This is a genomic window from Lentzea sp. NPDC051838 (genome assembly GCF_040681245.1).
Classification (GTDB): Bacteria; Actinomycetota; Actinomycetes; order Mycobacteriales; family Pseudonocardiaceae; genus Lentzea.
On record NZ_JBFAYI010000001.1, the window covers coordinates 993722 to 1019577 of the forward strand.

At 69.0% G+C, this 25856-nt stretch carries 29 protein-coding genes and 1 pseudogene; 14 read left to right on the forward strand and 16 right to left on the reverse strand.

Features of this window, described 5'->3' with window-relative positions; translation table 11 throughout:
* Position 1 precedes the first annotated feature (1 nt).
* Both AB0M24_RS04520 and AB0M24_RS04525 read left to right on the forward strand, forming a co-directional pair.
* The gene (locus tag AB0M24_RS04520) at positions 2–1261 is read left to right on the forward strand and encodes an MFS transporter (RefSeq protein ID WP_363760992.1); all 1260 of its coding nucleotides are present in this window, start codon (positions 2–4) and stop codon (positions 1259–1261) included.
* Between the two features lie 215 nt (positions 1262–1476).
* The gene (locus AB0M24_RS04525) at positions 1477–2679 is read left to right on the forward strand and encodes a GGDEF domain-containing protein (RefSeq protein ID WP_363760993.1); all 1203 of its coding nucleotides are present in this window, start codon (positions 1477–1479) and stop codon (positions 2677–2679) included.
* Here AB0M24_RS04525 and AB0M24_RS04530 read toward each other — a convergent pair.
* On the reverse strand, positions 2676–3518 hold the full coding sequence (locus AB0M24_RS04530; protein WP_363760995.1) for an alpha/beta hydrolase: 843 nt from the start codon (positions 3516–3518) through the stop codon (positions 2676–2678). The genes AB0M24_RS04525 and AB0M24_RS04530 overlap by 4 nt on opposite strands.
* 10 nt (positions 3519–3528) lie before the next feature.
* Between AB0M24_RS04530 and AB0M24_RS04535 the strand changes: the two genes are divergently transcribed.
* Both AB0M24_RS04535 and AB0M24_RS04540 read left to right on the forward strand, forming a co-directional pair.
* Positions 3529–3993, forward strand: coding sequence for a PPOX class F420-dependent oxidoreductase (locus AB0M24_RS04535; RefSeq protein ID WP_363760997.1), 465 nt, complete (start codon positions 3529–3531; stop codon positions 3991–3993).
* Positions 3993–4394, forward strand: a complete 402-nt coding sequence (locus tag AB0M24_RS04540) for a hypothetical protein (RefSeq protein WP_363760999.1) — start codon at positions 3993–3995, stop codon at positions 4392–4394. The genes AB0M24_RS04535 and AB0M24_RS04540 overlap by 1 nt, the downstream gene beginning before the upstream one ends.
* Here AB0M24_RS04540 and AB0M24_RS04545 read toward each other — a convergent pair.
* From AB0M24_RS04545 to AB0M24_RS04555, 3 genes are all read right to left on the reverse strand, one after another.
* Positions 4387–5043, reverse strand: a complete 657-nt coding sequence (locus AB0M24_RS04545; protein WP_363761001.1) for a VOC family protein — start codon at positions 5041–5043, stop codon at positions 4387–4389. The genes AB0M24_RS04540 and AB0M24_RS04545 overlap by 8 nt on opposite strands.
* Positions 5044–5058: 15 nt before the next feature.
* Positions 5059–7059 (reverse strand): EAL domain-containing protein, encoded by a 2001-nt coding sequence (locus AB0M24_RS04550; RefSeq protein WP_363761003.1) that lies wholly within the window; start codon positions 7057–7059, stop codon positions 5059–5061.
* Between the two features lie 75 nt (positions 7060–7134).
* Positions 7135–7476, reverse strand: a complete 342-nt coding sequence (locus AB0M24_RS04555; protein WP_045316915.1) for a hypothetical protein — start codon at positions 7474–7476, stop codon at positions 7135–7137.
* 276 nt (positions 7477–7752) lie between these two features.
* Here AB0M24_RS04555 and AB0M24_RS04560 point away from each other — a divergent pair, with 276 nt between their 5' ends.
* Both AB0M24_RS04560 and AB0M24_RS04565 read left to right on the forward strand, forming a co-directional pair.
* Positions 7753–8514, forward strand: coding sequence for a glycerophosphodiester phosphodiesterase (locus AB0M24_RS04560; protein WP_363761005.1), 762 nt, complete (start codon positions 7753–7755; stop codon positions 8512–8514).
* Between the two features lie 54 nt (positions 8515–8568).
* Complete coding sequence (locus tag AB0M24_RS04565) at positions 8569–9978, forward strand: MFS transporter (RefSeq protein WP_363761007.1); 1410 nt, start codon at positions 8569–8571, stop codon at positions 9976–9978.
* On the opposite strand, the gene AB0M24_RS04570 is transcribed toward AB0M24_RS04565, so the two are convergent.
* From AB0M24_RS04570 to AB0M24_RS04585, 4 genes are all read right to left on the reverse strand, one after another.
* Positions 9941–10825 (reverse strand): hypothetical protein, encoded by an 885-nt coding sequence (locus tag AB0M24_RS04570; protein ID WP_363761009.1) that lies wholly within the window; start codon positions 10823–10825, stop codon positions 9941–9943. The two genes, AB0M24_RS04565 and AB0M24_RS04570, sit on opposite strands and share 38 nt — an antisense overlap.
* Complete coding sequence (locus AB0M24_RS04575; protein ID WP_363761011.1) at positions 10822–11688, reverse strand: hypothetical protein; 867 nt, start codon at positions 11686–11688, stop codon at positions 10822–10824. The genes AB0M24_RS04570 and AB0M24_RS04575 overlap by 4 nt, the downstream gene beginning before the upstream one ends.
* Complete coding sequence (locus tag AB0M24_RS04580; protein WP_363761013.1) at positions 11685–12032, reverse strand: PadR family transcriptional regulator; 348 nt, start codon at positions 12030–12032, stop codon at positions 11685–11687. The genes AB0M24_RS04575 and AB0M24_RS04580 overlap by 4 nt, the downstream gene beginning before the upstream one ends.
* 88 nt (positions 12033–12120) lie before the next feature.
* A complete protein-coding gene (locus AB0M24_RS04585) occupies positions 12121–12606 on the reverse strand; it encodes a hypothetical protein (protein ID WP_363761015.1) in 486 nt (161 codons plus the stop codon).
* Positions 12607–12806: 200 nt separating this feature from the next.
* On the opposite strand from AB0M24_RS04585, the gene AB0M24_RS04590 reads away from it, so the two are divergent.
* Positions 12807–13562: a thymidine kinase gene (locus AB0M24_RS04590; RefSeq protein ID WP_363761017.1), complete on the forward strand. Its 756-nt coding sequence runs from the start codon at positions 12807–12809 to the stop codon at positions 13560–13562.
* Positions 13563–13800: 238 nt separating this feature from the next.
* Complete coding sequence (locus AB0M24_RS04595) at positions 13801–14145, forward strand: RNA polymerase-binding protein RbpA (protein ID WP_030466135.1); 345 nt, start codon at positions 13801–13803, stop codon at positions 14143–14145.
* Between the two features lie 15 nt (positions 14146–14160).
* Here AB0M24_RS04595 and AB0M24_RS04600 read toward each other — a convergent pair whose 3' ends face one another.
* Positions 14161–14811 (reverse strand): TVP38/TMEM64 family protein, encoded by a 651-nt coding sequence (locus tag AB0M24_RS04600; RefSeq protein WP_363761019.1) that lies wholly within the window; start codon positions 14809–14811, stop codon positions 14161–14163.
* Between the two features lie 71 nt (positions 14812–14882).
* On the opposite strand from AB0M24_RS04600, the gene AB0M24_RS04605 reads away from it, so the two are divergent.
* From AB0M24_RS04605 to AB0M24_RS04615, 3 genes and pseudogenes are all read left to right on the forward strand, one after another.
* Complete coding sequence (locus tag AB0M24_RS04605; RefSeq protein WP_363761021.1) at positions 14883–15272, forward strand: hypothetical protein; 390 nt, start codon at positions 14883–14885, stop codon at positions 15270–15272.
* A gap of 15 nt (positions 15273–15287) precedes the next feature.
* Positions 15288–16112: an aldo/keto reductase gene (locus AB0M24_RS04610; protein WP_363761023.1), complete on the forward strand. Its 825-nt coding sequence runs from the start codon at positions 15288–15290 to the stop codon at positions 16110–16112.
* Positions 16113–16304: 192 nt separating this feature from the next.
* Positions 16305–16715, forward strand: a pseudogene (locus AB0M24_RS04615) (MgtC/SapB family protein); the annotation flags it as partial.
* 8 nt (positions 16716–16723) lie between these two features.
* Here the strand turns inward: AB0M24_RS04615 and AB0M24_RS04620 are convergent.
* From AB0M24_RS04620 to AB0M24_RS04635, 4 genes are all read right to left on the reverse strand, one after another.
* Positions 16724–17032, reverse strand: a complete 309-nt coding sequence (locus AB0M24_RS04620) for a DUF1540 domain-containing protein (RefSeq protein WP_363761025.1) — start codon at positions 17030–17032, stop codon at positions 16724–16726.
* An 80-nt stretch (positions 17033–17112) separates the two neighbouring features.
* Positions 17113–17688 carry an amino acid transporter gene (locus AB0M24_RS04625; protein ID WP_363761027.1) on the reverse strand — a complete coding sequence of 192 codons (576 nt, stop codon included), beginning with the start codon at positions 17686–17688 and terminating at the stop codon, positions 17113–17115.
* On the reverse strand, positions 17685–18452 hold the full coding sequence (locus tag AB0M24_RS04630; protein WP_363761029.1) for an amino acid ABC transporter ATP-binding protein: 768 nt from the start codon (positions 18450–18452) through the stop codon (positions 17685–17687). Before AB0M24_RS04630 ends, AB0M24_RS04625 begins: the two co-directional genes overlap by 4 nt.
* Complete coding sequence (locus AB0M24_RS04635; RefSeq protein ID WP_363761031.1) at positions 18449–19915, reverse strand: ABC transporter substrate-binding protein/permease; 1467 nt, start codon at positions 19913–19915, stop codon at positions 18449–18451. The genes AB0M24_RS04630 and AB0M24_RS04635 overlap by 4 nt, the downstream gene beginning before the upstream one ends.
* A 77-nt stretch (positions 19916–19992) precedes the next feature.
* On the opposite strand from AB0M24_RS04635, the gene AB0M24_RS04640 reads away from it, so the two are divergent.
* Positions 19993–20772 carry an alpha/beta fold hydrolase gene (locus AB0M24_RS04640; RefSeq protein ID WP_363761033.1) on the forward strand — a complete coding sequence of 260 codons (780 nt, stop codon included), beginning with the start codon at positions 19993–19995 and terminating at the stop codon, positions 20770–20772.
* On the opposite strand, the gene AB0M24_RS04645 is transcribed toward AB0M24_RS04640, so the two are convergent.
* Together AB0M24_RS04645 and AB0M24_RS04650 are read right to left on the reverse strand one after the other, a co-directional pair.
* A complete protein-coding gene (locus AB0M24_RS04645; RefSeq protein ID WP_363761035.1) occupies positions 20756–21508 on the reverse strand; it encodes a class I SAM-dependent methyltransferase in 753 nt (250 codons plus the stop codon). The two genes, AB0M24_RS04640 and AB0M24_RS04645, sit on opposite strands and share 17 nt — an antisense overlap.
* A gap of 10 nt (positions 21509–21518) precedes the next feature.
* Positions 21519–22787, reverse strand: coding sequence for an epoxide hydrolase family protein (locus tag AB0M24_RS04650; RefSeq protein WP_363761037.1), 1269 nt, complete (start codon positions 22785–22787; stop codon positions 21519–21521).
* Between the two features lie 138 nt (positions 22788–22925).
* Here AB0M24_RS04650 and AB0M24_RS04655 point away from each other — a divergent pair, with 138 nt between their 5' ends.
* Both AB0M24_RS04655 and AB0M24_RS04660 read left to right on the forward strand, forming a co-directional pair.
* Complete coding sequence (locus tag AB0M24_RS04655; protein ID WP_363761039.1) at positions 22926–23483, forward strand: NAD(P)-binding domain-containing protein; 558 nt, start codon at positions 22926–22928, stop codon at positions 23481–23483.
* Positions 23480–24499, forward strand: a complete 1020-nt coding sequence (locus AB0M24_RS04660; RefSeq protein ID WP_363761041.1) for an LLM class flavin-dependent oxidoreductase — start codon at positions 23480–23482, stop codon at positions 24497–24499. The genes AB0M24_RS04655 and AB0M24_RS04660 overlap by 4 nt, the downstream gene beginning before the upstream one ends.
* Here AB0M24_RS04660 and AB0M24_RS04665 read toward each other — a convergent pair.
* The gene (locus tag AB0M24_RS04665) at positions 24492–25844 is read right to left on the reverse strand and encodes a hypothetical protein (protein ID WP_363761043.1); all 1353 of its coding nucleotides are present in this window, start codon (positions 25842–25844) and stop codon (positions 24492–24494) included. The genes AB0M24_RS04660 and AB0M24_RS04665 overlap by 8 nt on opposite strands.
* Positions 25845–25856: the final 12 nt, after the last annotated feature.

A 25856-nucleotide genomic window follows, 5' to 3' on the forward strand; every position in this document is an offset into this window, starting at 1 on the left:
CATGCCCGGCTACCGCGAGCTCGCCCGAGACGGTGAGTTCCGCGCCCTGTTCGTGGCGCACGTGGTGTCGGTGGCCGGGGACCAGTTCGCCAGGGTCGCGCTGACGGTGCACGTCTACTCCCGCACCGCCAGCGCGGGCCTGACCGCGCTGACCTACGCGTTGACGTTCCTTCCGGACCTGGTCGGCGGGCCGCTGCTGTCAGGGCTCGCCGACCGGTTCGCCCGCAAAGAAGTGATGGTGGCCGCCGATCTCGTGCGGGCGGCCCTGCTGATGGTGATGGCCGTGCCGCTGATGCCCCTGTGGGCGTTGGCGGCACTGCTGGTTCTGGTGCAGTTCGCGGGCGCGCCGCACGGGGCGGCGCGGGCGGCACTGCTGCCGCAGATCCTGCCCGACGAGCGGTATCCGCTGGGTCAGGCGGTGCTGAGCACGGTGACGCAGATGGCGCAGGTGGCCGGGTTCCTGACCGGCGGTGCGCTGGTGGCCTGGTGGGGACCGGGCCTGGTGCTGGTGGCGGACGCGGTGACCTTCGGGGTGTCAGCGTTCCTGGTGGGCGTGTTCCTGCTGGACCGGCCGTCGCCGCGGCGTCCGCACGTGTCGGCGTGGCCTGCTGATCTCGTCGGCGGGGCCCGGTTGGTGTGGGGCGACCGCCGGCTGCGGGCGCTCGTCGCGCTCGCCTGCGTGTCCGGCTTCTACATCGTGGGTGAGGCGCTGGCCGTGCCGTACGCCGCCGGAGTGGGCGCCGGGCCGGCCGGGGTGGGGTCGATCTTCGCCGCCTACGCCGCGGGAACGGCGGTCGGCATGCTGCTCGTGGCACATCTGAACGCACGGACGCAGCTGCGGGTCATGCCGTGGCTGGCCATCGCCGCGTGCGCTGTTCTTGTCCCGGCCGCCCTGCGGCCGGGTCTCGCCGTCAGTGTGGGGTTGTTCGCGCTGTCCGGTGCGGCCAGTGCCTATCACCTGGTCGCGAACACGACGTTCGTGCGCGCGGTACCGGACTCGTCGCGCGGGCAGGCGTACGGCTTGGCCGTCACCGCGTTGCGGGTCTCGCAGGGCGTCGGCGTCGCCCTGGCCGGTCTGGCCGCGGAAACCCTCGCGGTGCACCAGGTCGTCGCCGCCGCCGGAGCACTGGGCGTGCTCGCGGCGGGCGGTGCGGCGATCCTCTGGTGGCTCAACGCCGCCAGTCGGTCGGCCGGCGCCAGTCCGTCGGACGCAGCCAGTCGGTCGGACGAACGGGACGGCCGGTGGCGGAGGTACGGTTGATCATGACTGCTCCTACGGGTGTTCGTTGCGCCGGAATTCGCGCGATTTGAGGGGTGCATTCTGTGAGGACTACTCACGGTGAGGTCCCCCACATGGAGCCACGACTTTGTGTTACCCGGTAGCTACAGTGGTTGGTTCCTGGACAGTGGTGTGGGGGTGAACGCGTGCCTTGGCTTGACCCGCGCCGGTGGAAGTTATGGTCGCTTCCTCCTGTGGTGCTGGCCTATGTCGTGACGGTGGTCGTTTCGGCGTCCCTCGTCACGCTCGCCACCGCATGGCGTACCCCTGCCGAGGCCTTGACCTGGCCCTGGTTCCTGCTGCTGTCCGGCGGTGCGGTTCTGCACCTGGAAGCGGCACGGGGCATCGAACGGATCCGCGAGATCGGCGCCGAAGGGTCACCGCACGCCCACATGCAGTCGGTGTGGCTGTTCGCGGGCGTGCTCGTACTACCGATGCCACTGCTCGTGGCGCTGATCGTCATCAGCTACACGCACTCGTGGTTCCGGGTCTACAAGCGGCGGGCGGTCCTGTTCCGCAAGGTGTTCTCCGCGGCCACTGTCGTACTCGGCAGTGCCACGGCGCAACTCGTTCTAGGACTGTTTCCGGACCGTGCTGTTGACGTTGACGGCCCGCTTGGCCTGTTGGCATTGGTTACGGCCGGCTTCTTGTACTGGTTCATAAACTATGCGCTCGTGGTCACGGCGATCTTCGTGACGAACCGGCAGAACCCCGTCAAAACCGCGCTCGGCAACGCCTCCGACGTCCTGATCGTCCAGGCCTCGGTCGGATTGGGCTCCGGCGTCGCGATCATCATGACGATGCGCCCGTGGCTCACGCCGATGCTGCTGCTGACCGTCCTCGCCCTGCACATGGGCCTGCTGCTGCCCCAGTTCCGGGTCGCGGCCCGCACCGACTCCAAGACCGGCCTGGTCGACGCGACGTTCTGGCACGACGTGGCCGAACGCGAACTCGCCCGCGCCCGGCGGCTGGTGTCCACGGTCGGCGTGCTGATCCTCGACCTCGACCACTTCAAGCTCATCAACGACACCTACGGCCACCTCGCCGGCGACCGGGTGTTGCGCGCGGTCGCGGACGCGCTCAAGCACTCCGTGCGCTCCTACGACCTCGTGGGCAGATTCGGTGGTGAGGAGTTCGCCGTCCTGCTGCCCGGCGTCAGCACCGACGAGGTCCGCGCCACCGCCGAACGCATCCGCGAGGAGATCGCGGGCCTGCACATCGTCGTCGTCGACCGCCTCGGCCAGGACCAGGTCGTCAACGGCCTCACCGCCTCCGTCGGCGCGGCCGTCTTCCCCGACACCGCGACCGAGCTCAGCCCGCTGCTGCTGGCCGCCGACGAGGCGCTCTACCAGGCCAAGAGCAACGGCCGCGACCGCGTCGAAGCCGCCCAGGTCGGCTAGGCGTCCAGGAACGTCGCCAGCTGCTTGGACACCGTGTCCGGGTCCTCCACCCACGGGTAATGCCCGACGCCCTCGTGCACGTACATCGTCGCGTGCGGGAACAACTCCGCCAGCTCCGCACAACGGCGCACCGGCGAGATCGGGTCCTCCGTGCACGCGTACACCAGCACCGCGTGGTCGAAGTCCGTCATCGCCCGCCGCAGAATCCCAGGCACGAACGCGCCCTCGGCGTTGTAGCCCAGCGCCACGTGGTACTTCCACTGACCCAACTCGGCGTTCGCGTGCGCCTGGCTGTGGGCGTCCCAGCGCGCGTAGAGCAGCGGGGAGGCGGCGACGCGGTTCTCCACCGAGTCGTCACCCTCGGCGTTGCGTTCCAGCGCCGTCGTGGCCGACTCGTACCAAGGCTCGGTCACGCGAGCGGCGAGGAACGTGTCCCAGTCGCTCTGCTCCGGCGACAGACCGACGCTGCGCAACGCCGGCGTGAGCAGCAGCAGCTTGCCGACGTGGTCCGGGAAGTCCGCCGCGTAGCCCATCGCGATACCGGCACCCGCGGAGTGACCCAGCACGTCCACCACGTCCAGGCCGAGGTGACGGCGCAGCATCTCCACGTCCCGCACCAGCATGTCCCGCCGGTACGTGAACGGATCCACCGGCTCGTCGGACTCACCCGTACCCCGGTTGTCCAGGATCACCAACCGGCGGTGCGCGTCCAGCCCACCGAGGGTCTCCAGGTACTCCGACGCCCTGCCGGGGCCACCCGCGAGGACGATGAGCGGGGCGCCCTGACCGGTTTCCCGGTAGGCGAGTTCGGTGCCGTCGAACGAGGTGAACCGTGCCATGCTGCACATCATGCCGAAGATCGCCACGGCCGACTCCGTCGACCGGCCGCAGCTGCTCGAGTTCCTCCGCACCCGCCACCACGGCGTCCTGATCACCCGCCGCTCCACCACCGACGGAGTGCAGGTCTCCCCCGTCTCCTGCGGAGTCGACTCCGAGGGCCGCATCGTCGTCTCGACGTACCCGCAGCGCGCGAAGGTCCGCAACGCCCGCCGCAACCCCTCGGTCACGATGTGCGTGCTCTCCGACGACTGGGACGGCGCGTACGTGCAGATCGACGGCACCGCCGAGGTCCTCGACCTGCCCGAGGCGCTGGAGGACTTCGTCGAGTACTACCGCTGCATCGCGGGCGAGCACCCCGACTGGGACGAGTACCGCGCCGCCATGCTGCGCCAGGGCAAGTCGCTCATCCGCATCACGATCGAGAGCTGGGGCCCGATCGCCACCGGCGGCTTCCCTCCGGAGCTCGACGCCTGATGAAACTCTGGATGAAGATCGTCCTCTGGGTCTACATCGCGTTCAACCTGCTCCAGGCCGTCGTGCTCACGTTCTCCCCGGAACTCACCGACCGCGCCTACCTCGGCGGCGAGATGACCCCGACGCGCGCGTTCCAGTGGTACGCCGTCGCCGGCTACCACGTGCTCATCATCGCCGTCACGATCGTCGCGATGGGCCTGCGGCGGGCAGCCGACCGCCGCAAGCTCATCGTCATCAACGCGCTGATGTACCTCTTCTGGGACGCGACCTCACAGCTCGCGTACTGGGGACGCGAGATCGGCATGGCCACCTCGGACCTGCTGATCAACTCCGGCGTCAGCATCGCCACCGGACTGATCCTGCTCGCCGTCGCGTGGTTCGACCGCGACCCGGTCAGCTAGCCCAGTTCCCGCCCCAGCCCTTGGGGTTCTCCAGCAGGGCGCAATGACCGCCGTGCGGGCCCTCGATCGACGCGAACTCACCGATCTGCAGTCGCGAGGGCCCCACGGTCACCCGACCGTCCAACTCGGACACACGCGCACACGCGGCTTCGAGGTCGTCGACCGCGAAGTAGACGCCCCAATGCGACTCCGCGCCCGCACACGACTGCATGGTGCCCGCGACCGGACGCGGATCACCGTGGCGCGCGGAGGTGTAGAGGCCCAGGGCCCGGTCACCCTCCGCCGTCTCCCACCCGAGCTCGCGCTTCCAGTACGCGTCGTCCTCGTCCGGCGTGCTGGTGAGCAGCTCGACCCAGCACGGCTCACCGTGCCGCGGCGCCGGCGCCCACGGCCCGTGCAGGACCCGGCCACTGTCCACAGAGGAGTTCGCCTTCAGCTCCCGCGGCTCGTCACCGCCGAAGAAGACGTGCCAACCCTCTTGCCCCGCAACGATCTGCGCCGCGAGTCTGTCACCGACCCAACCCGAGAAAGACCCGCCCGGCTCCGCTATCACCGCCCAACCGAGAACCCCGGCGAAGAAGTCCACCGTTTTCTCAGGCTCGGCAACGCTCAACTCAAGACGACGAAGACCACAAGAAGACACGAGCATCCCATCAGGCGGTGATCAGGAGCGCGCACCATCCTCTGCTCCGACCACCCGAGACGACAATGCGCCATTCGGCGGCATGCGCTCCGCGTTCACCACGTCACGCAACGGCACCGGCTTGCCGAGGTGGAAACCCTGCCCCACCCGCACGCCGAGCTGCTTGAGAGCCTCCACCTGGGACGGTCGCTCCACCCACTCCGCCACCGCGGAAAGCCCCAGCCCGTTGGCGATCTGCACGATCCCGGACACGAGCACGGCGTCGGCGTCGTTGGTCTCGATGCCCTTCACGAACTCGCCGTCGATCTTGATGCCCGTGATCGGCAGGTGCTTCAGGTGCACGAACGACCCGAAACCCGACCCGAAGTCGTCCAGCGTGATCCGGCACCCGAAGCTGCGCAGCTGCGTCGACAGCGCGACCGCGGCGTCCAAATTGGTCACCGCCGCCGTCTCCGTGATCTCCAGACCCAACCGGCCCGGCGCGACACCCGCCTTGCCCAGCTTGTCGAGCACGAAGTCACCGAAGTCCGGATCCTCCAGCGTGCGACCCGACACGTTGACGTTGAACCGCAACCGCGAGTCCGGCTCCGCCACCAGCGCGTCGATCGCCGTGGACAACACCCACCGGTCCACCTCGAGGATCAGGTTCGACCGCTCGGCGACCGGCAGGAAGTCCGCCGGGCCGAGGTAGGGCTCCTGCTGGTCCTCGAGCCGCAGCAGCAGTTCGTGGCCGAGCGTCTTGCCGGAGTGCAGCTCGACCATCGGCATGCCGTAGAGCGCGAGACCGTTGCCGGCCAACGCCGCCCGCAGCCGGTCCAGGACGCTGACGCGCTTCACCGTGTCCGCGTAGTGGTTCGGCTCGTACACCGTGACCCGGTCACGACCCGCCGCCTTCGACGCGTAGAGCGCGAGATCGGCGTTCGCCAGCACCAGCTCCCACGAGTCGCCGGGACCGAACTCCGCCAGACCCGTGCTGACCGTGATCCGCGCCGGAGTGCCGATACCCGCGAGAGGGAAGCCCGCGACGGCTTCCTTCAGGTTGTCCGCCACATCGGAGGCGTCCTTCAGCGACGCTCCCGGCAGCACCACCGCGAACTCGTCACCGCCCAGACGCGCGATCAGGCGGTCGGCGAGGCGCGACTGCAGCGCACTCGCCAGCATCCGCATCACCCGGTCGCCCACCGCGTGGCCGCGAAGGTCGTTGACGTCCTTGAAGTTGTCCAGGTCCAGCACGAGCAACGCACCCGACCCGTTGTTCGCGAGCTCCTTCTCCAGAGCCCGCGTGAGAGCGCGGCGATTCGGCAGCCCCGTCAACGGGTCCTGCTCGGCCATCCTCACGAGCTCGTCGTGCACTCGGGACGACTGCGTGACGTCGTGCGCCGTGCCCAGCGCCCGCAGCGGAGCACCGTCGTCACCGACCACGACCTCGCCGAAGCACTCGAAGACGCGTTCCGCGCCATCGGGCCGCAGCATCCGGTGCGTGTAGGTGAAGACGCTGCCGGTCTTGAGCGCCGTGTCGAGCGTTTCCTCGATCATCGGCAGGTCGTCCGGGTGCACCAGCTGCGCGTACAGCTCGAAGTCGAACGCCGTACCCGGCTCGAACCCGAACATCTCCAGCAGAGTGTCCGACCAGGTCACGCGGTCGTCCGAGATGGACCACTCCCACGTGCCCATCCGCCCGAGCGCCTGAGCCCGTCGCAGAGCATCAGCCTCTTGGGTGACAGTCAGCTCGCGGTCCCGCCACGCCGACACGTCGACGACCTCGTACATCAGGTCGTCGCCCAGCTTCGAGCACCGGACCTCCAGCCACTTCGGACCGGGAGCCAGCACCTCCCTGGTCGGCGCGGGCACTTCCGGCACCCCGGGCAGCAACGCGGGCAACGACCGCCCGTAGGCCTGCTCAACCGGAACCCCGAGCACAGCCCCCAGCGCGCGGTTGCACCACAACAGGTTCCCGCGCGAGTCCGTCACGGCATAGCCGACACCCGCCCGGTCCAGCACCGTGCGGCAGTAGGAGGTCACGCGCGTCATGATCGTCCGATCACCGGACGTAAGCAACCCGCTACGCCGGTCAGTTCGCTATTTTGCGAACGGCTCTCAGCGGAGCCGCTCCAAACCCTTAGCCGACTCCACCAGCTCCGCAGCCAGCTTCCGCAGCTCCTCGTTCTCCGCACCGTCCTGCGCCGCCGTCACCACGTCCTCGGCCGCACACCGCAGCTGGAACAACCTGTCCTGCAGATCAGCCAGCTCAGCGGTGGACAGTACTACGGCGTCCTCGGGAAGCCCTCCCCGCTGCAACGCGGCCCGCCGCTCGTACGCGCGCTGACGGCACGGCTGAGCGCAGTACCTGCGTGGCCGGCCGATCCGCCCACTCCCCGGCAACCGCCGCCCGCACCACGCACAGTGCTTGGGCTCATCCGCCTCCATGGAGCGCTCCATGGCGCGCGACGGTAGCGAATGCCGGTGGGTGGTCTCCAGCGACGCGCCAGAAAGCACGACCTTCGTAGGGAACCGGACAGTACCGGTTCGGCGATTGATGTTGGTTTCGGGAGGGGTTTCGGTGTCTTGTGCGCGATCTGGGACCGAGGCTGCGCTGGGACAGATTGGCCGAGAGGTCTGGTTTCAGGCAGCACTGAAGAAATAGAGAACAAGAAGAAAGTGTCCCGCCACCCACTGTCCACCCCGGAGCCACTGCGAGCAGGCAGACTCGGGCTCGTGACCCACCCGTACCTCGCAGGACCGCGTCCCCGAGCCTTCGCCCACCGCGGCTGGCACGTCGGCGACCTCAGCGGCATGGAGAACTCGCTGAGCTCGTTCCGCCGCGCCGTGGCGGAGGGCTACCGCTACATCGAGACCGACGTCCACGCCACGAGCGACGGAGAGGTCGTCGTGCACCACGACCACACGCTGGACCGGACCACGGACGGGCAGGGCAGGGTCGCGGAGCTGCCGTGGACCGAGGTGCGGATGGCGCGCGTGGGCGGACGCGAGCCGATCGCACGGCTGGCGGACGTGCTGGAGGAGCTGCCCGACACGTTCTTCAACATCGACGTGAAGAGCGAAGGCGCGGTCGAGCCGATCCTGAACCTCCTCCGCAAAGCCAAGGCGCTGCAACGGGTCTGCCTGGCGAGCTTCTCCGACAGCCGGCTGGCGCGCCTGCGCAAGCGCGGCGGACCTGGGCTGCTCACGTCGATGGGACCGCGATCCGCGGGCGCGCTCTGGGCCGCCGGCCGGATTCCGTTCGCCGGACTCGCCGTGCGCGGACAGGTCGCACAGGTACCGGTGAGCCAAGGACGGCTCACCGTCGTGGACAAGAAGTTCGTCCAGGCCGCCCACCGCAGGGCCCTCGAAGTCCACGTGTGGACCATCGACGACGCCGACGACATGCGCGCCCTGCTCGACCTCGGAGTCGACGGACTCGTGACCGACAGGCCTGATGTCCTGCGCGAAGTACTCCGGTCGCGCGGTACCTGGTAACAGGTTGGACAGTCGATCATCGGCTGTGTCGGCGGACAAGTACAGTCCGCCGACATGAAGGTCAAGGGCGACGACGCCGCCGACGCCAGCAGGGTGAACCGCCGCCGCGAGCAGCGCGGCTGGGTCTGGTACGACGTGGCGAACTCCGTGTTCCCCACCTCCGTGATCACAGTGTTCTTCTCGCGCTATCTCACGAGCATCGCCGTCAACGCGGCCAAGGCCGACACCGCGCGCAACGGCGCAAACCCGTGTCCCGACGGCAACTCGTTGTCGAACTGCGACATCTCGGTGTTCGGACTGGCGTTCCCGGCAGGCTCGCTCTGGGCCTACCTGCTGTCGTTCGCGACGGTCATCCAGGTGATCGTGCTGCCCGTCATGGGCGCCATCGCCGACCGCACGCAGAACAAGAAGCGCATGCTCGCCCTCTTCGCCTACACCGGATCCGCCGCCACCATCGCGCTCGCCTTCGTCGAGGGCACCAACTTCTCGCTCGGCCTCGGGCTCTTCATCCTCGCCAACATCGGCTACGGCGCCAGCGTGGTCGTCTACTACGCGTTCCTCCCCGAGATCGCCGCGGCCGACGAACGAGACGGACTGTCCAGCCGCGGCTGGGCCTACGGCTACCTCGGCGGCGGCGTCTGCCTGCTCGTCCAGCTCGCCATCACGATCTTCTCCGAGGACCTCGGCATCACAGCAGGAGACGCCGCGCGCATCGCGTTCGTCATCTCCGGCATCTGGTGGGCGCTGTTCACGCTCATCCCGCTCACCCGCCTGCGCTCCCACCAGGCGCCGCACGGTGGCGAACACGGCGCCTCCGTGATCACCGCCGGGTTCAAGGAGCTCGGCGCGACCATCAAGGCCGCCAAGGCGTTCCCGCTCACGCTCGCGTTCCTGGGCACCTACCTCTTCTACACCGACGGCATCGCCACCGTCGCCAACATCGCCGGCGTCTACGGCGAACAGGAGCTCAAGCTCGACGAGCAGACGCTCATCAGCACGATCCTCATCGTCCAGTTCGTCGCGTTCTTCGGAGGCGTGCTGCACGGCCTCGCCGCCCGGCGGATCGGCGCCAAGAAGACCATCATGGCCTCGCTGACCCTGTGGATCGTGGTCATCACCTTCGCGTTCTTCGTCCAGGCAGGCGACCAGGTGCAGTTCTTCATCGTCGCCGCCGGCATCGGCATCGTGCTCGGCGGCACGAACGCCTTGTCCCGCAGCCTGTTCAGCCAGATGGTGCCGCCCGGCCGCGAGGCGCAGTACTTCTCCGTCTACGAGGTCGGCGAGCGGGCCACGAGCTGGCTCGGGCCGGCGCTGTTCGGCATCGTCAGCCAGGTCACCGGCAGCATGAGGCCGGCGATCCTGTCGCTGATCGCCTTCTTCGCGATCGGGTTCGTGCTGCTCTACTTCGTCCCGGTCCGCAAGGCCATCAAGGCAGTCGGGAACCCAGAACCGACCCTCGTCTGACCGGTGCGGCGGCGCTGACCACCAGCAGCGCCGCCGCCACCACGAGGTACCGCTGGTACTCCGCCGGCGCGGGCAGGTACGTGATCGCCGACGATCCCCCGAACAGCACGGCGAACACCGACAGCGCCCGCCCCAGCACCGCGTCCCCGCCCACGTAGGCGTAGACCCGCAGACCCAGCACCGCGGCTGCCAACACGAGCACACCGCTGCCGAGCACCACCAGGTCCGCGCAGCCGAGCACCACCGCTCCCCCGGCCCACCACACCAACGGCCTCGCCCGCGGCGTCGGCGCGTCCTTGTGGAAACCCAGGCACAGGCACACCAGCGTGAGCATCGACGGCACGTGCCACAGCAACGACAAGGCACTCGGCTCGATCTGGAAGAACTGGGTCAGCCAGACCACGAGCGTCAGCCCGTACGTCACCTTCGCGGCCGTCCGCTGCCCTCGCAGCAGCAACACGAACGCCACCACCGGCACGAAGTGACTCAGGAACACCCACGGCGGCTGTGGCAGGAACTCCGGCATGTTCCGCACGAGGATCTCGCTGCGCACCGCCACCGCGAGGTACGTGAAGCTCAGCAGCAACCCGAGCACACCCAACCACCGCACCACCCCGCCCAGCCGCACCGCCTGCACGGGCGCGCTGGTGGCCGCCAACCGCGTCCGCACGGCCAGACCGAGCATCGCCCCCGTCTCGCCCCACCCCGGCCAGCTGTGCTCCAGGTCGAGCTCGTCGGTGCGTTCGATCAGGAACAGCCCGACCATCTCCTCCTCGCGGTCCTCCCGGTACCACTCCGGCAGAACCCTGAGCAGCAACCGGTACCGGCGCTCCAGGTTGCTCGTCACGACACCCGCGCTTTCCGGATCGGCGCCAGCGCACTGAGCACCAGCAACACCGCCAGCGGCAACGCGAGGATCAGCACCTCTCCCCCGACCAGCAGGAACGCCAGCGGCGCCAGCTGCAGCACGGCGAACAGCGACAACGCCCGCCCCAGCACGAAGTCACCGCGCACGAACGCCACCACGCGGGTGATCAGCGTGATCAGCGCGACCACGATCAACCCCAGCCCCGACGCGAACCCGCCGACGACGCCGAGCAACAGCGCTCCCCCACCCCACCAGACGAGCCTGCGTGCGGGCGGGATCGGCGCCTCCCGGTGGAAACCCAGGCACAGACACACGAACGTCACCAACGACGGCAACTGGAACAGGCCCCACATCAGGGCGTGCTCCCCCACCGAGGCCACCGCCAGCAGCACCGGGGCGAGCGCCGCGACCTTCGCGAGCGTCCTGCGCCCGCTCAGCAGCGCGGCGAACGCCACCACCGGCCCCAGCTCCAGGACCCGCCACCAGGTGATCTCTGGAGCCCACTGCGGGTTGCCGTAGGCCACGGACAGGCTCGTGACCGCCGCCCCCGCGAAGAAGATCCCGAGCAGCAGCCCGAACATCCCCAGCGCCCGCACGACCTCGCCGCGCCACACCACCTTCGCCGGCACGCTCGTGAACGCCGCCCCGGCCGCCAGATGCGTCCGCACCGCGAGGCCGAGGAGCGACCACGTCTCACCCCACCCAGGCCAGCCGTGCTCCAGATCGACGTCATCGGTCCGGTCGGCCAGGAAGATCCCGACCATCTCGTCTTCCCGGTCCTGCCGGTACCACTTGGGCAGCACCCTCAGCAGCCGCCGGTACCGCCGCTCCAGGTTGCTCACGCCTTGCTCATCCATGGCTGGACGCCCCTCCCCCTCAGCACCGCGGACGCCGCCCGCACGTTCGCGCTCAGCCGCGCGACCTCCGCCTGCAACGCCCGCACACCGGAGTCGGTGAGCTTGTAGTAGCGCCGCAGTCGCCCCTGGTGCACCTCTTCACGGTCGCGCTCGGCGAGCCCGTCCGCCACCAACCGGTCCAGCACCCCGTACAGCGTGCCCACCCTCAGCACCATCCGCCCCTCGGACAACTGCTCCACCGCCTGCACGATCGCGTACCCGTGCAACGGCTCCTCCGCGAGCGCGGTGAGCACGAGGAACGTCTGCTCGGACATGACCCGACCACTCATGTCGTTGAATATATCGCGGGGCGAGCTATATCGGGAAGCGTAATGACCGGACGTGGTCCGGTTTCAGTCAGCACTGAAGCTATTGTGATCAGGGATTCAACGGGTCGATCGGGAACGGGTTCTGGGCGAACACCGCGATCTCCCCCAGTTGGCGGACCGCTTCCGCGTGGCCGAGGCGCAGCCTCAGGTCCTCGAGCAGTTGGCGACCGTTCCCCACCAGGCGGCGGTAGTCGGGAGACCCGTCCAGATGCAGGACAGCACGCTCCACGATGGCGATCTCGTCGAGCAGAAACGGAACGAACTGCGGGTCCGCCTCCACCGCGCTCGCAGCACCCAGCCGAACGTGCAGGGACGCCACGAACTCGTCCACCGGGCCCTTCCACCTCCCACTCACGTTCACCCAACCGGCCGTCCGGATGAGCCGCTCGACCAGCACCAGCTCGTCGCGATGAATGCGAACCCCCTCCGGGCCACCGGTGTCCTCGGCCGAGCGGGCGCCCGCGGCCGACGCGTTCCGCTCGGCCCGCGACGGGCCGCGCCGGGTGCGGGTGATGGTCAGGCCGAAGATGTTCACTGCTCGCTCCTTGACGCCGCCGGGAACCCACCCCGTCATCGGGGCCGGCGAGTGGCCGTTACAGGTCGATGTTTCGGCGGCTTGCGCAGCGGCTATGTCTGCTCATCGGTTCCGCGACCGACCGGAAGGGTCACGCGATGGACAGGGATACGCCGTGGGGATTCCTCAAGATCACTACCTAGGCACTAGGGTGACCCGCCGTGGACGCCCTCCCCGATCCGACAGATGCCCTGTCCGCTGTACCTGTCGCGGGTTCCCGACGGTCGACGCCGGTGGTGGGGCACCTCAAGTTCTTCTTCGGCCCCATGGACTGCGGCAAGTCGACGCTCGCGTTGCAGATCGACCACAACAACTCGCGGCAGGGTCGCCGCGGGCTGCTGCTGGTGCGGCACGACCGGTCGGGCCGCCCGCAGATCTCGAGCCGCATCGGCATCACGCGGGAGGCCGCGGAGATCCGCGACGACGATCTCCGCCAGCTGGTGCGCGCGGAGTGGGCGTTGGGCCAGCGCGTGGACTACTTGATCGTGGACGAGGCGCAGTTCCTCTCCCCCGCTCAGGTCGAGCAGCTGGCAGAGCTCGCGGACGACGTCCAGGTCGACGTGTACTGCTTCGGGCTCGCCACGGACTTCCGCGGCGAGATGTTCCCGGGGTCGCAGCGGCTCTTCGAACTGGCCGACGAACTGAAGGCCATCCAGGTCGAGGTGCTGTGCTGGTGCGGGGTGCCGGGACGGTTCAACGCGCGGGTGCGGGCCGGACGGGTGATTCGTGCTGGAGACACAGTTCTGGTCGCGGACACGGTTTCGGATACGGAACAGCACCGATCGGGTACAGAGAGCAACGGTGTAACCGATACCACGGAAACTACTATCCGTTACCAAGTGCTCTGCCGGCGTCACTTCCGGTTGGGTGACCTAGGCCCTGACGTCGCACAAAGTGGCCAACTGCGCTTGGCCTAGGCGGTTACACACAGGGTTGGCTAGGCCATTAGAGTGACGCATGAGCGCAGTAGCTTGATAACGCGTCACGATCCTGTGGCGATCGCATCCATTAGTAGGAAGCCTTCGTTGACGAGTGAACGACGTCACTGTGGGCGACCATGAGAGCGAGCCGGAAACAAACGGAGCAATCCGGGCGTTGCACACGGTGAGCAAGAAGCCTGGGCCCCGGCCCTGAGCCGAGCGAAAGGACACCGCCATGGCCGACCGCGTTTTGCGTGGAAGCCGGCTCGGAGCAGTCAGCTACGAGACGGACCGCAACCACGACCTCGCTCCGCGCCGGGCAGCGCGGTACGCGTGCCCCAAGGGACACGACTTCGAGGTCCCGTTCTCCGACGACGCCGAGTTGCCGCCGACCTGGGAATGCCGCCTCCACGGCACCGAGTCGAAGATCATCGACGGTGTCGAGCCGGAGGTGAAGAAGGTCAAGCCGCCGCGCACGCACTGGGACATGCTCCTGGAGCGCCGGTCGATCCCCGAGCTCGAGGAGCTGCTCGACGAGCGCCTCGAAGAGCTGCGCGGACGCCGCACCCGCACGGCCTGATCTCTCGCAGACGCTTCAAGCCGTCCCGGTCTCCCGCCGGGACGGCTTTTTGCGCGCCACGAGGGTGCGGCCCCACCAGACCCCGGTCACGGCGAGCACCGTCCAGATCGACAGCGCCACGATCGACCTCGGCGAGCCCAGGTCGCTCAGCGCGTCCCCCAGCACCGCGGCGAGCACCGTCGACGGGACGAGTCCGAGCGCGGTGCCGAGCGCGAAGTGCCGCGGCCTGACCGACGTGACACCCGCCCCGTAGTTCGCCAGCGTGAACGGCACGATCGGCAGCAGCCTCACGACGAGGGTCGCCTCGACGCCGTCGCGGGCGAACACCTCCTCGATCGTGCGCATCCGCTCCCCCAGCCATCCTTTGACCGCGTCGCGGCCGAGCGTGCGGGCGATGCCGAACGCGATCATCGCGCCCGCCGTGAAGCCGGCGATGGCGAGCGCACTCCCCCACCCGATGCCGAACAGCAGCCCTGCCGCCGTGGCGAGCACCGGCTTCGGGAAGAACACCGCCGTGCCGAGCGCGCAGACCGCCAGGAACGCCACCGGCCCCGCTCCCCCGACCCGCTCGCGCAGTTGTGCGGCGTCGGGGATGTCGACGAACTGAGCCGCGACGGCCAACGCGACTACGAGCAGCACCAACAACACAAGGCCCGCACGTCGCATCCGGCCAACTGTACCGACCAAAGTGGAACAGACCGCGCGTCCTGACCCTTGCTCCTGCCACGCTCAAGATCATGAAACTGATGAAGGGCTGTGCCGTCATCGCTGCGGCACTCGCATTGGGCTCGGTCGCACCCGCGGAGGCTGCCTCGCGGACGCCGTTCGCGGTGAGCATCCCGGGCGGCACCGTGGCCGGTTCGATCGTCTGGAACCCGCGGACCGCAACCGTGGACGCGGTGCTCACCGGCCACCGGCAGGACAGGTGGACGACCGCTTTCATCCTGGCGTACTCAGGTGATGTTCAGGTCGGCGCGTGGACGCAGGGCGTGCTCGACCGGCCGGAGCGGTTCTCGGCAGAGCTCGGCGATCCCGACTTGGTCGACCGCGTCACGGCGCAGGTGTGTGTGCCGGTCGGTAAGACCCGAGAGAGGTGCAGCGCCGTCAAGGAGCTTCACCGCCGTTGAGGCATGCTGGGCGGCATGACCGTGACGCTGCCGTCAGGAGAGTCCGTTCCCGCGCTCGGCATGGGCACGTGGATGATGGCCGAGGCTCGTTCGTCGCGCGCCACCGAGATCGCCGCGCTGCGAGAGGGCCTCGACCTCGGCCTCACGCTGATCGACACCGCCGAGATGTACGGCTCGGGCGCCGCGGAGTCGCTCGTGGGCGAGGCGCTGGGCGGACGCAGGGACGAGGTGTTCCTGGTGTCGAAGGTGTTGCCCTCCAACGCTTCGGTCGCGGGCACCGTGCGCGCGTGCGAGGCCAGCCTGCGCCGCCTCGGCACCGACCGGCTCGATCTGTACCTGCTGCACTGGCGTGGCGGCGTGCCGTTGTCTGCCACGGTCGAAGCGTTCGCGGGCCTGGTGTCTGCCGGCAAGATCCGGCATTGGGGTGTCAGCAACTTCGATCTGGCGGACATGCGCGAGCTCGTCGCGTTGCCCGGCTTCTGCCAGACCAACCAGATCCTCTACAACCTGTCGCGGCGCGGCCCGGAGCACGATCTGCTGCCGTGGCACGCGTCCGCCGGCATGCCGATCATGGCCTACTCCCCCGTCGAACAGGGACGGCTGCTCCGGTCGCCGGTGCTCGCGTCGGTCGCCGCCCGGCACGACGCGACGCCCGCCCAGGTGGCGCTGGCGTGGGTGCTGCGGCTGCCGCACGTGAACGCGATCCCCAAGGCGGGCACGGTCGAGCACGTGCGGGAGAACGCTCGGGCGCTGGAGCTGCGACTGTCCACAGAGGACTTGGCGGAGCTGGACGGCGCGTTCCCTCCCCCGTCAGGACCCGGCCCGCTGGAGATGCTGTAGTGAGACGTCCGTCCCACTCTCACTCCGGCCTCACGCCGGGTTCAGTAGTGTGAACCGGTCTTGCCAACCAGACACGAGGAAGCGAGGTGAGCGACACATGCCAGGCGACAGTAGCCCGCGCAGGTCACTTCACCTCGCACGCTTGAGTTCTGGCGTGTGACGCACACCCCTGCACACAAGGGGAGTCACACGATGCACATCTTCGACATGACGCTGCGCATTGCCGAGAGCATGGGCCTCGGCGCGTTGATCGGTTTCGAGCGGCAGTACCGCTCGCGCATGGCGGGCCTGCGCACCAACGCCCTCGTGGCGGTGGGGGCGGCGCTGTTCGTTCTGCTTTCGGCACAAGGTTTCGACGGCCAGGGCGACCCGACGCGGGTGGCCGCTCAGGTGGTGTCCGGCATCGGTTTCCTGGGCGCGGGCGTGATTCTGCGCGACGGGTTGTCGGTGCGCGGACTGAACACCGCGGCCACGCTGTGGTGCGCGGCCGCGGTGGGGTCGCTGGCGGGTGCCGGGCTGCACGTCGTGGCGGCCGCGGGCACGGTGGCGATCATCGCGGTCAACGTCGGCCTGCGGGAGCTCGGCCGCGCGGTGGACCGCAAAGAGGAGGACTAGCGCGGCTGGTAGGTCAGGCAGTTCGCGTGGTGGTCGCCGGGGCCCGCACCGATTCGCACGCTCTGCGCCGTGCACTCCAGCGAGGCGTTGTGCGTGCAGTCGGTGCGCAGACAGGCACCCACCTGCGCGACGACCTTCTCCAAGCCACCCTTCGTGCTCAACGGGATGAAGGTGCCGCAGTCGGCAGCGCCGTTGTCGCCGCGCACGGTGATCGCGAAGGCGTGGCAGCCGTCGTGGTTGTACGAGCACTCGCTGACGCTGCAGTCGTGGACGGCGGGCATCGCCGGGTTCTCGAGGGTGGTCATGTCCGCTCCTGCCGTGGTGGGAAAGGTTCGGTGATTCGGACGATGCCACCACGGCAGAAAGGCCGCAATTCGGGAGGAAATTAGGGGAGCCTATCCTCAAGAATGGCGAGAGTGTCGGCCAGCCACTGTCGTTGCACGGCGCTGAGCAGCGGTAACGCCGCGTCGAAGTCGATCTGGTCCTTTGGGCGCGGTGCTGTCGACTTGTAGAAGAGCTGGATCTCGGGAACCAGGTACGGGATTCCGGATGCGGTCGCGTTTCCGATCGAGGAGATGCTTCTGCGCACGCGTGGATGGCGGCGCGAGACCCAGTCGTCGCCGTCGGACTCGTCGAGCATCACCTGGACTCGCCAGTGGTCGGATCCGGCGGGGCGGCACCAGATGTCGTGGACGCCGGTGGGCAGGATTTCGCCGGGCCTCCACGGGCGCAGCGTTCCCGGCGGGTCGGCTGCCCACCACTCCCAGCCGGCCAGCGCGCGTTGCGCCGCGAGTTGGTCGCGGCGTAACAGCAACACGTCGATGTCGGAGTGGGGGCGCAACGGGCGGCCGACGAACATCTCGATCGCGTGGCCACCCGCGATCCACCACCGGACGTCGCCGAACAGCCCGGCCACCTCAGCCGGGCTCAGCGGGTCCCACGGCAGCTCGGTGAGGGTCACCCGTGGTCGAGGATGCGGCGCAGGAACCGTTGCGTGCGTTCCTCCCGCGGGTCGCCGATCACCTGCGCGGGCGGGCCGCTCTCCACGATCACGCCGCCGTCCAGGAACAGCACCTGGTCCGCCACGTGCGAGGCGAACTGGATCTCGTGGGTGACGATGACCGTGGTCCAGCCCTCGGAGGCGAGGTCCTTGATCACCGCCAGCACCTCCCCCACCAGCTCCGGGTCCAACGCCGACGTGGGCTCGTCGAACAGGACCACGCGCGGCTTCAGGGCCAGGGCTCGGGCGATGCCGACGCGTTGCTGCTGACCGCCGGAGAGCTGGTACGGGTACGAATCCGCCTTGTCCGCCAGCCCCACCTGGTCCAGCAGGACGCGCGCCTCCCCCACCACCTCGTCGAGCGGCCGGCCTTGGGCCACGACCGGGCCCTCGGTCAGGTTCTGCAGGACCGTGCGGTGCGGGAACAGGTTGTGCGACTGGAAGACCATGCCGCTCTGCCCGCGCAGCCGCTGAGACACGACCCGCCCGGCCTTGCCCGGAGGCAACGACGCGAAGTCCACCGTGACGTCGTCGATCCTGACGACACCGGAATCGGGGGTGTCCAGGACGTTCAGCGAGCGCAGCAGGGTGGTCTTGCCGGAGCCGGACGGGCCCAGCAGCGCGGTGGAGGTGCCGCGCGGGACCGAGAAGTCGATGCCGCGCAGGACGTCGAGGGAGCCGAAGGACTTGTGGAGGTCCGAGACCTCGATGCGGAGGTCGGTCATGCGATCACGTACCTGTTCAGCCTGGTCTCCAGTCGTTTCTGGCCCGCGGAGAGCGCGACGCAGATCAGCCAGTAGTAGAGCCCCGCGAAGGAGTACAGGGCGAGGAACTCGTTGCTCTCGGCGGCGGCGAGCTGGGACTCGCGGAAGAGCTCGGTCAGCAGCACGACCGAACCGAGCGAGGTGTCCTTCAGCAGCGACAGCAACGTGTTGGACAGCGGTGGCACGGCGGTGCGGGCGGCTTGGGGCAGGACGATGCGCCGCAGGGTCTGCGCGTAGTTCAGGCCGATGGTCGACGCCGCCTCGAACTGGCCGCGTGGCACGGACAGGATCGCCGAGCGGACGACCTCGGCGGCGTAACCCGCCACGTTCAGGGAGAAGGCGACGACGGCGGCGGTGAAGGGTGGGAACTTCAGGCCGATCTGCGGCAGGCCGTAGAAGACGATGAACAGCTGCAGCAGCAAGGGGGTGCCGCGGATGATCGAGATGAATCCGCGCGCCAGACCCGACAGCACGCGATACGAGGAGATACGGGCCAGGGCAACGAGAAGCGCCAGCACCAGACCGATCGCGAACGACAGGGCCGTCAAGGGAACAGTCACCTTGACCAAGCCCACGAACATCGGCCACGCGGTGGACGCCAGAACGTCCCACGTGCTGCGCGCCCCACGCCCCTGGGACAGGTCCGCCGAGCCACCGTCCTCAACGGACACGTCGGCCTTGAAGTACTTCTCCGAGATGCCGCGCAGAGTGCCGTCGGCCTTCAGGGCGTCGATCGCCTGGTTCGCCTGCGAGAGCAACGAAGCGTCGGCCTTGCGCAGTGCCAGGACCTGCTGGCTGCCGGAAGCACCCGCGTCGCCCGCGATCTCGACGTCCTTCGAGCCGGTGGTGGCGAGGTAGTCGAGGACGGCGATGTTGTCGTTGACGATCGCGTCGACCCGGCCCTGCTGCAACAGAGCGGCGGCCTGGGCGAAACCTTCGACCGCCTCGACACGAGCGCCCGCGTCGCGTGCGACCTTGGCCCAGTTCGACGTGCTGGACTGCGCGGTGGTCTTGCCGCTCAGGTCGGACAAGGACTTGATCCGCGTGTCACCGGTCCGGCGGACGATCACGCCGCGCGAGTACGTGTACGGGTTGGAGAGTCCGTACTTGGCCGCGCGTTCGGGGTTCAGCGACACCTGGTTGGCGATCAGGTCGATGCGGCCGGAGTCCAGGGCGGGGAAGATCGCGTCCCACTGCGTCTCGACGAACTCCAGCCGCCAGTTCGCCTTCGCGGCGATCGCCTTGACGACCTCGATGTCGTAGCCGGTCAGTTCGGCGGTCTGGGGGTCGTGGAACGAGAACGGAGGGTAGGTGCCCTCGGTGCCGATCTTCACCACAGTCTGCTGTTGTTGCGCCATCGCCGGTGCGGGGACGACGATCAACAGCAGCAGGAGCAGCACCGCGCCCCTGATCACTTGTCGCATTCGGGCAGGGTAGAACGAACGGGGCGGGTGCCGCTGATGATCCACTATGCGGGAAACGCGAGATGAGGTGCGACGGCATGGCGACGGTGACGACGGGCGACGGGCAGCTGGTGTCCTACGTGGACCACGGCGGTGACGGGCCCGCGGTGGTGCTGCTGCACAGCTTCCTGATGGACGCCTCGATGTGGGCGCCGCAGGTCGCCGCGTTCGGAGACTCCTACCGGCTGATCGCGATCGACGAGCGCGGCCACGGCGAAACGCCCGCACAAGAGCCGTTCGACCACTGGGACGTGGCCAGGGACGCTCTCGCGGTCCTCGATGAGCTCAAGATCGGCAAGGCGGCCGTCGTGGGCACGAGCCAGGGCGGGTTCGTCGCGCTCCGGATGGCGTTGCTGGCACCGGAACGGGTCACGGCGCTCGTGCTGCTGGGCACGTCCGGCGAGACCGAGGACGAGCAGATCTCGGCCGCCTACCAGCAGCTCGCCGAGGTGTGGATCGCGCAGGGACCGGAGACGGTGATCGAGGCCGTCGCCAAGATCTGCCTGGGCGACTACGACCCGTCGGAGTGGACGCCGAAGTGGTCCGCGGTCGAACCGGAGCGGCTGCGGCTGATCATGAACGCCCTGGTCGGCCGCGAGGGCATCCTCGATCGCGCGCAGGAGATCACCGTGCCCGCGCTGGTGCTGCACGGCACGGCGGACCTCGCCTACCCCGTCGCGAAGGCCGAAGCGCTCGTCGAAGCCCTGCCGAAAGCCGAGCCGCTGGTCACCGTCGAGGGCGGCGCGCACTTCCTCAGCCTCACGCACGCCGACGACGTGAACCCGCACCTGCAACGGTTCCTCAGCGCGCACCTCTGACGGCCCACGCCCTGGCCGTCAGCGAGATCGGGCCAACCGCCGGCAGCCGGGAGCGGAGCAGGTCGCGGATGGCGTCGCGCTGCTCCACCGGCAGCGTCGCGGCGTAGGCGGGCGCCGCGCCGGTGCCGCCCTCGAAGGGTTCCCAGAAGTCGGCGAAGTCGCGGAACACCGTGGGCACGACGATGCCGGTCACCTCGACGTCGCGCAGCCCGGCGCCGGTCCAGAACGTCCGCAACGGGTCCGGGTCGCTCACGTCCCCGAACCGCAGCCCCTCGTCCTGAGCGGAAGCGGCGGGGTCGACGTCGCGGGCGGCGTCCCAGAACAGCCGCATCATCTGCATGCCGCTCGCGTAGTCCCACAGGTAGGAGCCGACGTACGAGCCGACGCGGGCGAACTCCGCCACGGCCTGCGCGACGTCGGGCACGAAGGTGAGCACGAGTCCGCTCACCACGACGTCGGCCTGCCGCTCCCCCAGGTCGACCGCGCTGCCGACCTCGAAGGAAGCACCGGCGACCCGTTGCCGGGCCAGCTCCAGGAACGCCGCGGACGGGTCGACGCCGACGACGGAGGCGGGGTCGCAGTGCGCCAGCACCGTCTCGGTCAGCGCGCCGGTGCCGCACCCCACGTCGAGCCACGTCCGGCCCGGTGGCACGGCCAGCCACCGCAGGAACTCCACCGCGACCGGGCGACTCCACCGGCCGACGTACCGTTCGTACGCGTCACCGCCGTCCCACATGCCCTGAAAGCTAACGCAGCGGCCGGAATCCCGCCCGGACTTCGGCGGCGAGGATCTGCGGCTGCTCCCACGCGGCGAAGTGCCCACCGGCCGCGACGCGGTTGTAGTGGATCAGGTTCGGGTACGCGCGTTCGGCCCAGCTGCGCGGCGCCTGGTAGACCTCCTCGGGGAACACGCTGACGGCGACCGGCAGCGTGACGCCCTTCGCGGCGATCACCGAGTACTTGCTCTCCCAGTACAGCCGGGCCGCGGAGATCGCGGTGTCCGTCAGCCAGTACAGCGAGATGTTCTCGACGACGTCCTGGCGCGACAACGACTCCCGCTGCCCGTCGAACGCGCGCGCGATCAACGCGAGGCTCGCCAGGTTGTGGTCGATCATGAACGACGCCAGCCCGACCGGGGAGTCCGCGAAGCCGGTCAGCGTCTGGGCGCGGGTCGCCATGATCCGCGCGTAGTTCTGGCCCTTGCTGTACCGGAAGAGCACGTCCTGCCACGCCTTGAGCTCGTCGCCGGCGAGTCCGGGCGGCTGCGGGCCGCCGGCGCGGGCGGCGTTGTCGATCTCGACCGGCACGGCGCCGGGCAGGTTCGTGTGGACGCCGAGGAGTCCGGAGGGCTTGCGCAACGCCATCAGGTCGACGATCAGCGCGCCCCAGTCGCCGCCCTGCGCGACGTAGCGGTCGTAGCCGAGGCGCTTCATCAGCTCGATCCACGTGCCGGCGATGCGGTCGGGTCCCCAGCCGGTCGTCGTGGGTTTGCCGGAGAAGCCGTAGCCCGGCATCGACGGGATCACGAGGTGGAAGGCGTCCTCGGCCTTGCCGCCGTGCGCGGTCGGGTCGGTGAGCGGGCCGATGATCTTCAGCTGTTCGATCACCGACCCGGGCCAGCCGTGCGAGACGAGCAGCGGCAGCGCGTTCTCGTGCTTCGAGCGGACGTGCAGGAAGTGGATGTCCAGGCCGTCGATCTCGGTCATGAACTGCGGCAGTGCGTTGAGCTTGCGTTCCGTCGTGCGCCAGTCGTACTCGTGCGCCCAGTAGCGGGCGAGGGCTTTCACAGTCCGTTGCGGAGCGCCCTGCGACAGGTCGATGACGGTCTCCACGTCGGGCCACCGGGTCTGCAGGATCCGGCGACGCATCTCGGCCACCTCGCGCTCGGGGATCCGCACGCGGAACGGCCGGATCTCCCCCGCAGCCTGCGCAGGACCGGCCTTGAGCAGCCCGAACGTGAGGGCCGCGGCGGCGGAGGCGGACAGGAAGCTGCGGCGAGACGGCTCGTTGAACACGTTCCCGACCGTAGGAGCGCCCGGTCACCGCTCGCGAGCGTCGAGTGACGGCGGTCTGGTACGTCACCCCGGCGGAATAAACGGGGGCTAGTCCGGTTATGCTTCGATGACACGTCAACTAGCTGGGTCGGGTGTGCTGTGAAGATCGCTGTTCTCGGTGCGGGCCACGTCGGTCCCGTCATCGCGCGCCTCGCTCTGGCAGCGGGCTACCCGGTGACCATCGCGGGCTCCGGCGACCCGTCGCGGATCGAGATGATCATCGAGTTTCTCGCGCCGGGCGCGGTGCCGCTGTCCGCGGCCGACGCGGTCGCGGACGCCGATCTGGTGGTGCTGGCGATCCCGTGGCACCGGTTCCCGTCACTCGAACCGGCGATGTTCGCGGGCAAGGTCGTCATCGACGCGATGAACCACTGGCCGCCTGCCGACCAACCGCAGGGCACGAGCGAGGAAGTCGCTCAGCGGCTCGTCGGCGCGCAGGTCGTCAAAACCCTCAACCACATCGCCTACCAGGACATGGAACCACCGGCCGGACACGCGGTCGGGCTCGCCGGCGACTCGCCGGACGCGCTGCGCGTGGTGTCGGAGTTCTTGTCCCGCATCGGTTTCGAGCCGGTGCCGGTGGGTTCCCTGTTCGACGGACGGCTGCTGGAACCCGGCAGCCCGCTGTTCGGCAAGTTCGTGAAGGAGCTGTCATGACCACGTTCGGACTCGACACGTTCGGCGACGTCACGTTCGACGCCGACGGGAAGCCGCTGACGCACGCCCAGACCATCCGCAACCTCGTCGAGGAAGGAGTGCTCGCCGACCAGGTGGGCCTCGACTTCTTCGGCATCGGCGAGCACCACACGCCGGACATGCCGTTGTCGGCGGCCGACGTGGTGCTGGCCGCGATCGCCGCCCGTACCACCGACATCCACCTGGGTTCCGCCGTGACGGTGCTCAGCTCGGATGACCCGGTGCGCGTGTTCCAACGCTTTTCCACACTGAACGCGGTGTCGGGCGGGCGTGCGGAGATCATCCTGGGGCGCGGGTCCAGTGTGGACTCGTTCCCGCTGTTCGGCTACGACCTCGCCGACTACGAGGACCTGTTCGAGGAGAAGACCCATCTCTTCGCGGAGATCCTCAAGGGCGGGCCGGTGACGTGGCAGGGCAAGACCCGCGCGTCGCTGCACGAGCAGGACGTCGTGCCGTACACCGAGCCGTTCCCGGCGTGGATCGGCGTGGGCGGCAGCCCGCAGTCGGTGGTGCGCGCGGCCTCCTACGGGTTCTCGCTGATGCTGGCGATCATCGGCGGTCACCCTGGCCGGTTCGCGCCGTTCTCCGAGCTGTACAAGCACGCGCTGGAGAAGTTCGGCCGTGACCCGTTGCCGATCGGGATCCACTCCCCCGGCCACGTGGCGCCGACCGACGAGCAGGCCCGGGAGGAGTTCTGGCCGCACTACCTCGACGTGATCTCGCGGCTCGGCAGGACGCGCGGGTTCTCCACGCCTACACCTGAGTCGTACGCGCACGAGGTGGGACCGCACGGGGCGTTGTTCGTGGGGTCGCCCTCGACGGTCGCGGAGAAGATGGCGCGGACGATGAAGACGCTGGGTGCCAGCAGGTTCGATCTGAAGTACGGGATCGGCGGGCTGTCGCACGAGTCGCTGATGCGGACGATCGAGCTGTACGGGACCGAGGTCGTGCCTCGGGTGCGGGACCTGCTCAGCTGATCAGTCTTTCCATCTCCTCGCGGCTGATGGGCAGGGACCGGATGAGGAACGACCTGTCGATAGTGTCCCCCTCGTCCATCCGCACCCAGCCGCCACCGGACCTGGTGTACGTCTCCTCGACCTCCCCCTCCCGCCGTGCCACCAGCACGGCGCGGGAGAGATCGAAGCCGGGTTCGAGGGTGGGGAAGACCGCGAAGTACTGACGCTCGTCCTGGCGGAACCGCACGGACCGGTTCAGCTGCGCCGCCGCGAAACGGTGCCCGTCCAGGGTCTTCTCGTCCTCTTCGAAGACGTACCACGACTCCTCTCCCGGCAGCCGGGAGAGGAGGTCCGAGGGCTCCCAGCCGAGGTCGTTCGACTGTTCCTCGGTGGTGCCGGTCAGCCGCAGCAACGCGACGGGCCCCCTGATGCGACACCGGATTCGCAGGTGACGGGGGTCGCCTGCCGCGAGCCTCGCGGTCACGGCCGCGAGCTCCTCGGCTCCGAGCGGCACCGTCATCGCCCGGTCCGACGGTCTCATCGCGGGCAACCATCGTTCTGGCTGGAAGAAGACCTCCCACCGCTCCGGCGAGTCCACTGTGGAGCGGATCACCGAGTGGGCGTTGCGCAGGTCCATCGCGTCCTCGGTCCGGTTGAAGACCGCGAAGTGCTGATGGCCACCGACCGGCTCGGCCTGCCGTCGCGCCTTCCTCAGCGCGAACAGCGTGATCAGGTGATCCGCCTCGAAGTCGCCCAGCTGGATCGTGTACCTGTGCCAGGGCCCCCGCCACCGCACGATCTCCGAGGCCGAGTGCATGTCGAGCATGTCGGTGAGATGCCGGAACACGGCGTACCTGCCGGTGTCCGGCCCCTCCTCCCGCCGCCGCTGTTCCAGCCGTGCCAGGACCTCGGTGGCGGTGGCCAGGTCCACTGTCTCGACGCTCCACGTCGGTTCCCGCGCGGCGTCGTCGAGCAGACGCGTCGCGGTCAGCCCGCCGAGCAGGCGCAGGTCGATCTGCTGCGGACAGAACGACAGAGGTTCCTTCGGGGACACGACCACAGCGAACGGCGTCCCGCCGGCGGAGATCACGTGGTGGTGGCGGGTGGCCGCCCAGCGCACGCCGAGCACGTGCCGGAGCTGGAGTGCCTCGGCCTCGCTGATCTCGACGGCGTCCTCGGTCCAGTCCCTGCCGCTGCCGAGGCGGTAGAGCTTGTCCGTCGGCACCCAGGCGCCGACGCCGAGGTACTTCTGCTCGCCCACGCGGTCCGGTCTGCGCACGAGCATGAAGGCCTGGTCCACGCTGCCGACGCCCTCGTCGAAGATCGCGTAGTACCGGATGTCGGCGAGTTCGCGTTCGAAGTCCATGAGATCGCCCCC

Excerpts from the sequence above, each read along its gene's own strand:
- AB0M24_RS04520 (WP_363760992.1), top strand. The coding sequence starts at position 2 with ATGCCCGGCTACCGCGAGCTCGCCCGAGACGGTGAGTTCCGCGCCCTG.
- AB0M24_RS04530 (WP_363760995.1), bottom strand. The coding sequence starts at position 3,518 with ATGGCACGGTTCACCTCGTTCGACGGCACCGAACTCGCCTACCGGGAA.
- AB0M24_RS04535 (WP_363760997.1), top strand. The coding sequence starts at position 3,529 with ATGCCGAAGATCGCCACGGCCGACTCCGTCGACCGGCCGCAGCTGCTC.
- AB0M24_RS04540 (WP_363760999.1), top strand. The coding sequence starts at position 3,993 with ATGAAACTCTGGATGAAGATCGTCCTCTGGGTCTACATCGCGTTCAAC.
- AB0M24_RS04545 (WP_363761001.1), bottom strand. The coding sequence starts at position 5,043 with ATGCTCGTGTCTTCTTGTGGTCTTCGTCGTCTTGAGTTGAGCGTTGCC.
- AB0M24_RS04555 (WP_045316915.1), bottom strand. The coding sequence starts at position 7,476 with ATGGAGCGCTCCATGGAGGCGGATGAGCCCAAGCACTGTGCGTGGTGC.
- AB0M24_RS04565 (WP_363761007.1), top strand. The coding sequence starts at position 8,569 with ATGAAGGTCAAGGGCGACGACGCCGCCGACGCCAGCAGGGTGAACCGC.
- AB0M24_RS04580 (WP_363761013.1), bottom strand. The coding sequence starts at position 12,032 with ATGAGTGGTCGGGTCATGTCCGAGCAGACGTTCCTCGTGCTCACCGCG.
- AB0M24_RS04595 (WP_030466135.1), top strand. The coding sequence starts at position 13,801 with ATGGCCGACCGCGTTTTGCGTGGAAGCCGGCTCGGAGCAGTCAGCTAC.
- AB0M24_RS04600 (WP_363761019.1), bottom strand. The coding sequence starts at position 14,811 with ATGCGACGTGCGGGCCTTGTGTTGTTGGTGCTGCTCGTAGTCGCGTTG.
- AB0M24_RS04605 (WP_363761021.1), top strand. The coding sequence starts at position 14,883 with ATGAAACTGATGAAGGGCTGTGCCGTCATCGCTGCGGCACTCGCATTG.
- AB0M24_RS04610 (WP_363761023.1), top strand. The coding sequence starts at position 15,288 with ATGACCGTGACGCTGCCGTCAGGAGAGTCCGTTCCCGCGCTCGGCATG.
- AB0M24_RS04620 (WP_363761025.1), bottom strand. The coding sequence starts at position 17,032 with ATGACCACCCTCGAGAACCCGGCGATGCCCGCCGTCCACGACTGCAGC.
- AB0M24_RS04630 (WP_363761029.1), bottom strand. The coding sequence starts at position 18,452 with ATGACCGACCTCCGCATCGAGGTCTCGGACCTCCACAAGTCCTTCGGC.
- AB0M24_RS04635 (WP_363761031.1), bottom strand. The coding sequence starts at position 19,915 with ATGCGACAAGTGATCAGGGGCGCGGTGCTGCTCCTGCTGCTGTTGATC.
- AB0M24_RS04640 (WP_363761033.1), top strand. The coding sequence starts at position 19,993 with ATGGCGACGGTGACGACGGGCGACGGGCAGCTGGTGTCCTACGTGGAC.
- AB0M24_RS04645 (WP_363761035.1), bottom strand. The coding sequence starts at position 21,508 with ATGTGGGACGGCGGTGACGCGTACGAACGGTACGTCGGCCGGTGGAGT.
- AB0M24_RS04660 (WP_363761041.1), top strand. The coding sequence starts at position 23,480 with ATGACCACGTTCGGACTCGACACGTTCGGCGACGTCACGTTCGACGCC.
- AB0M24_RS04665 (WP_363761043.1), bottom strand. The coding sequence starts at position 25,844 with ATGGACTTCGAACGCGAACTCGCCGACATCCGGTACTACGCGATCTTC.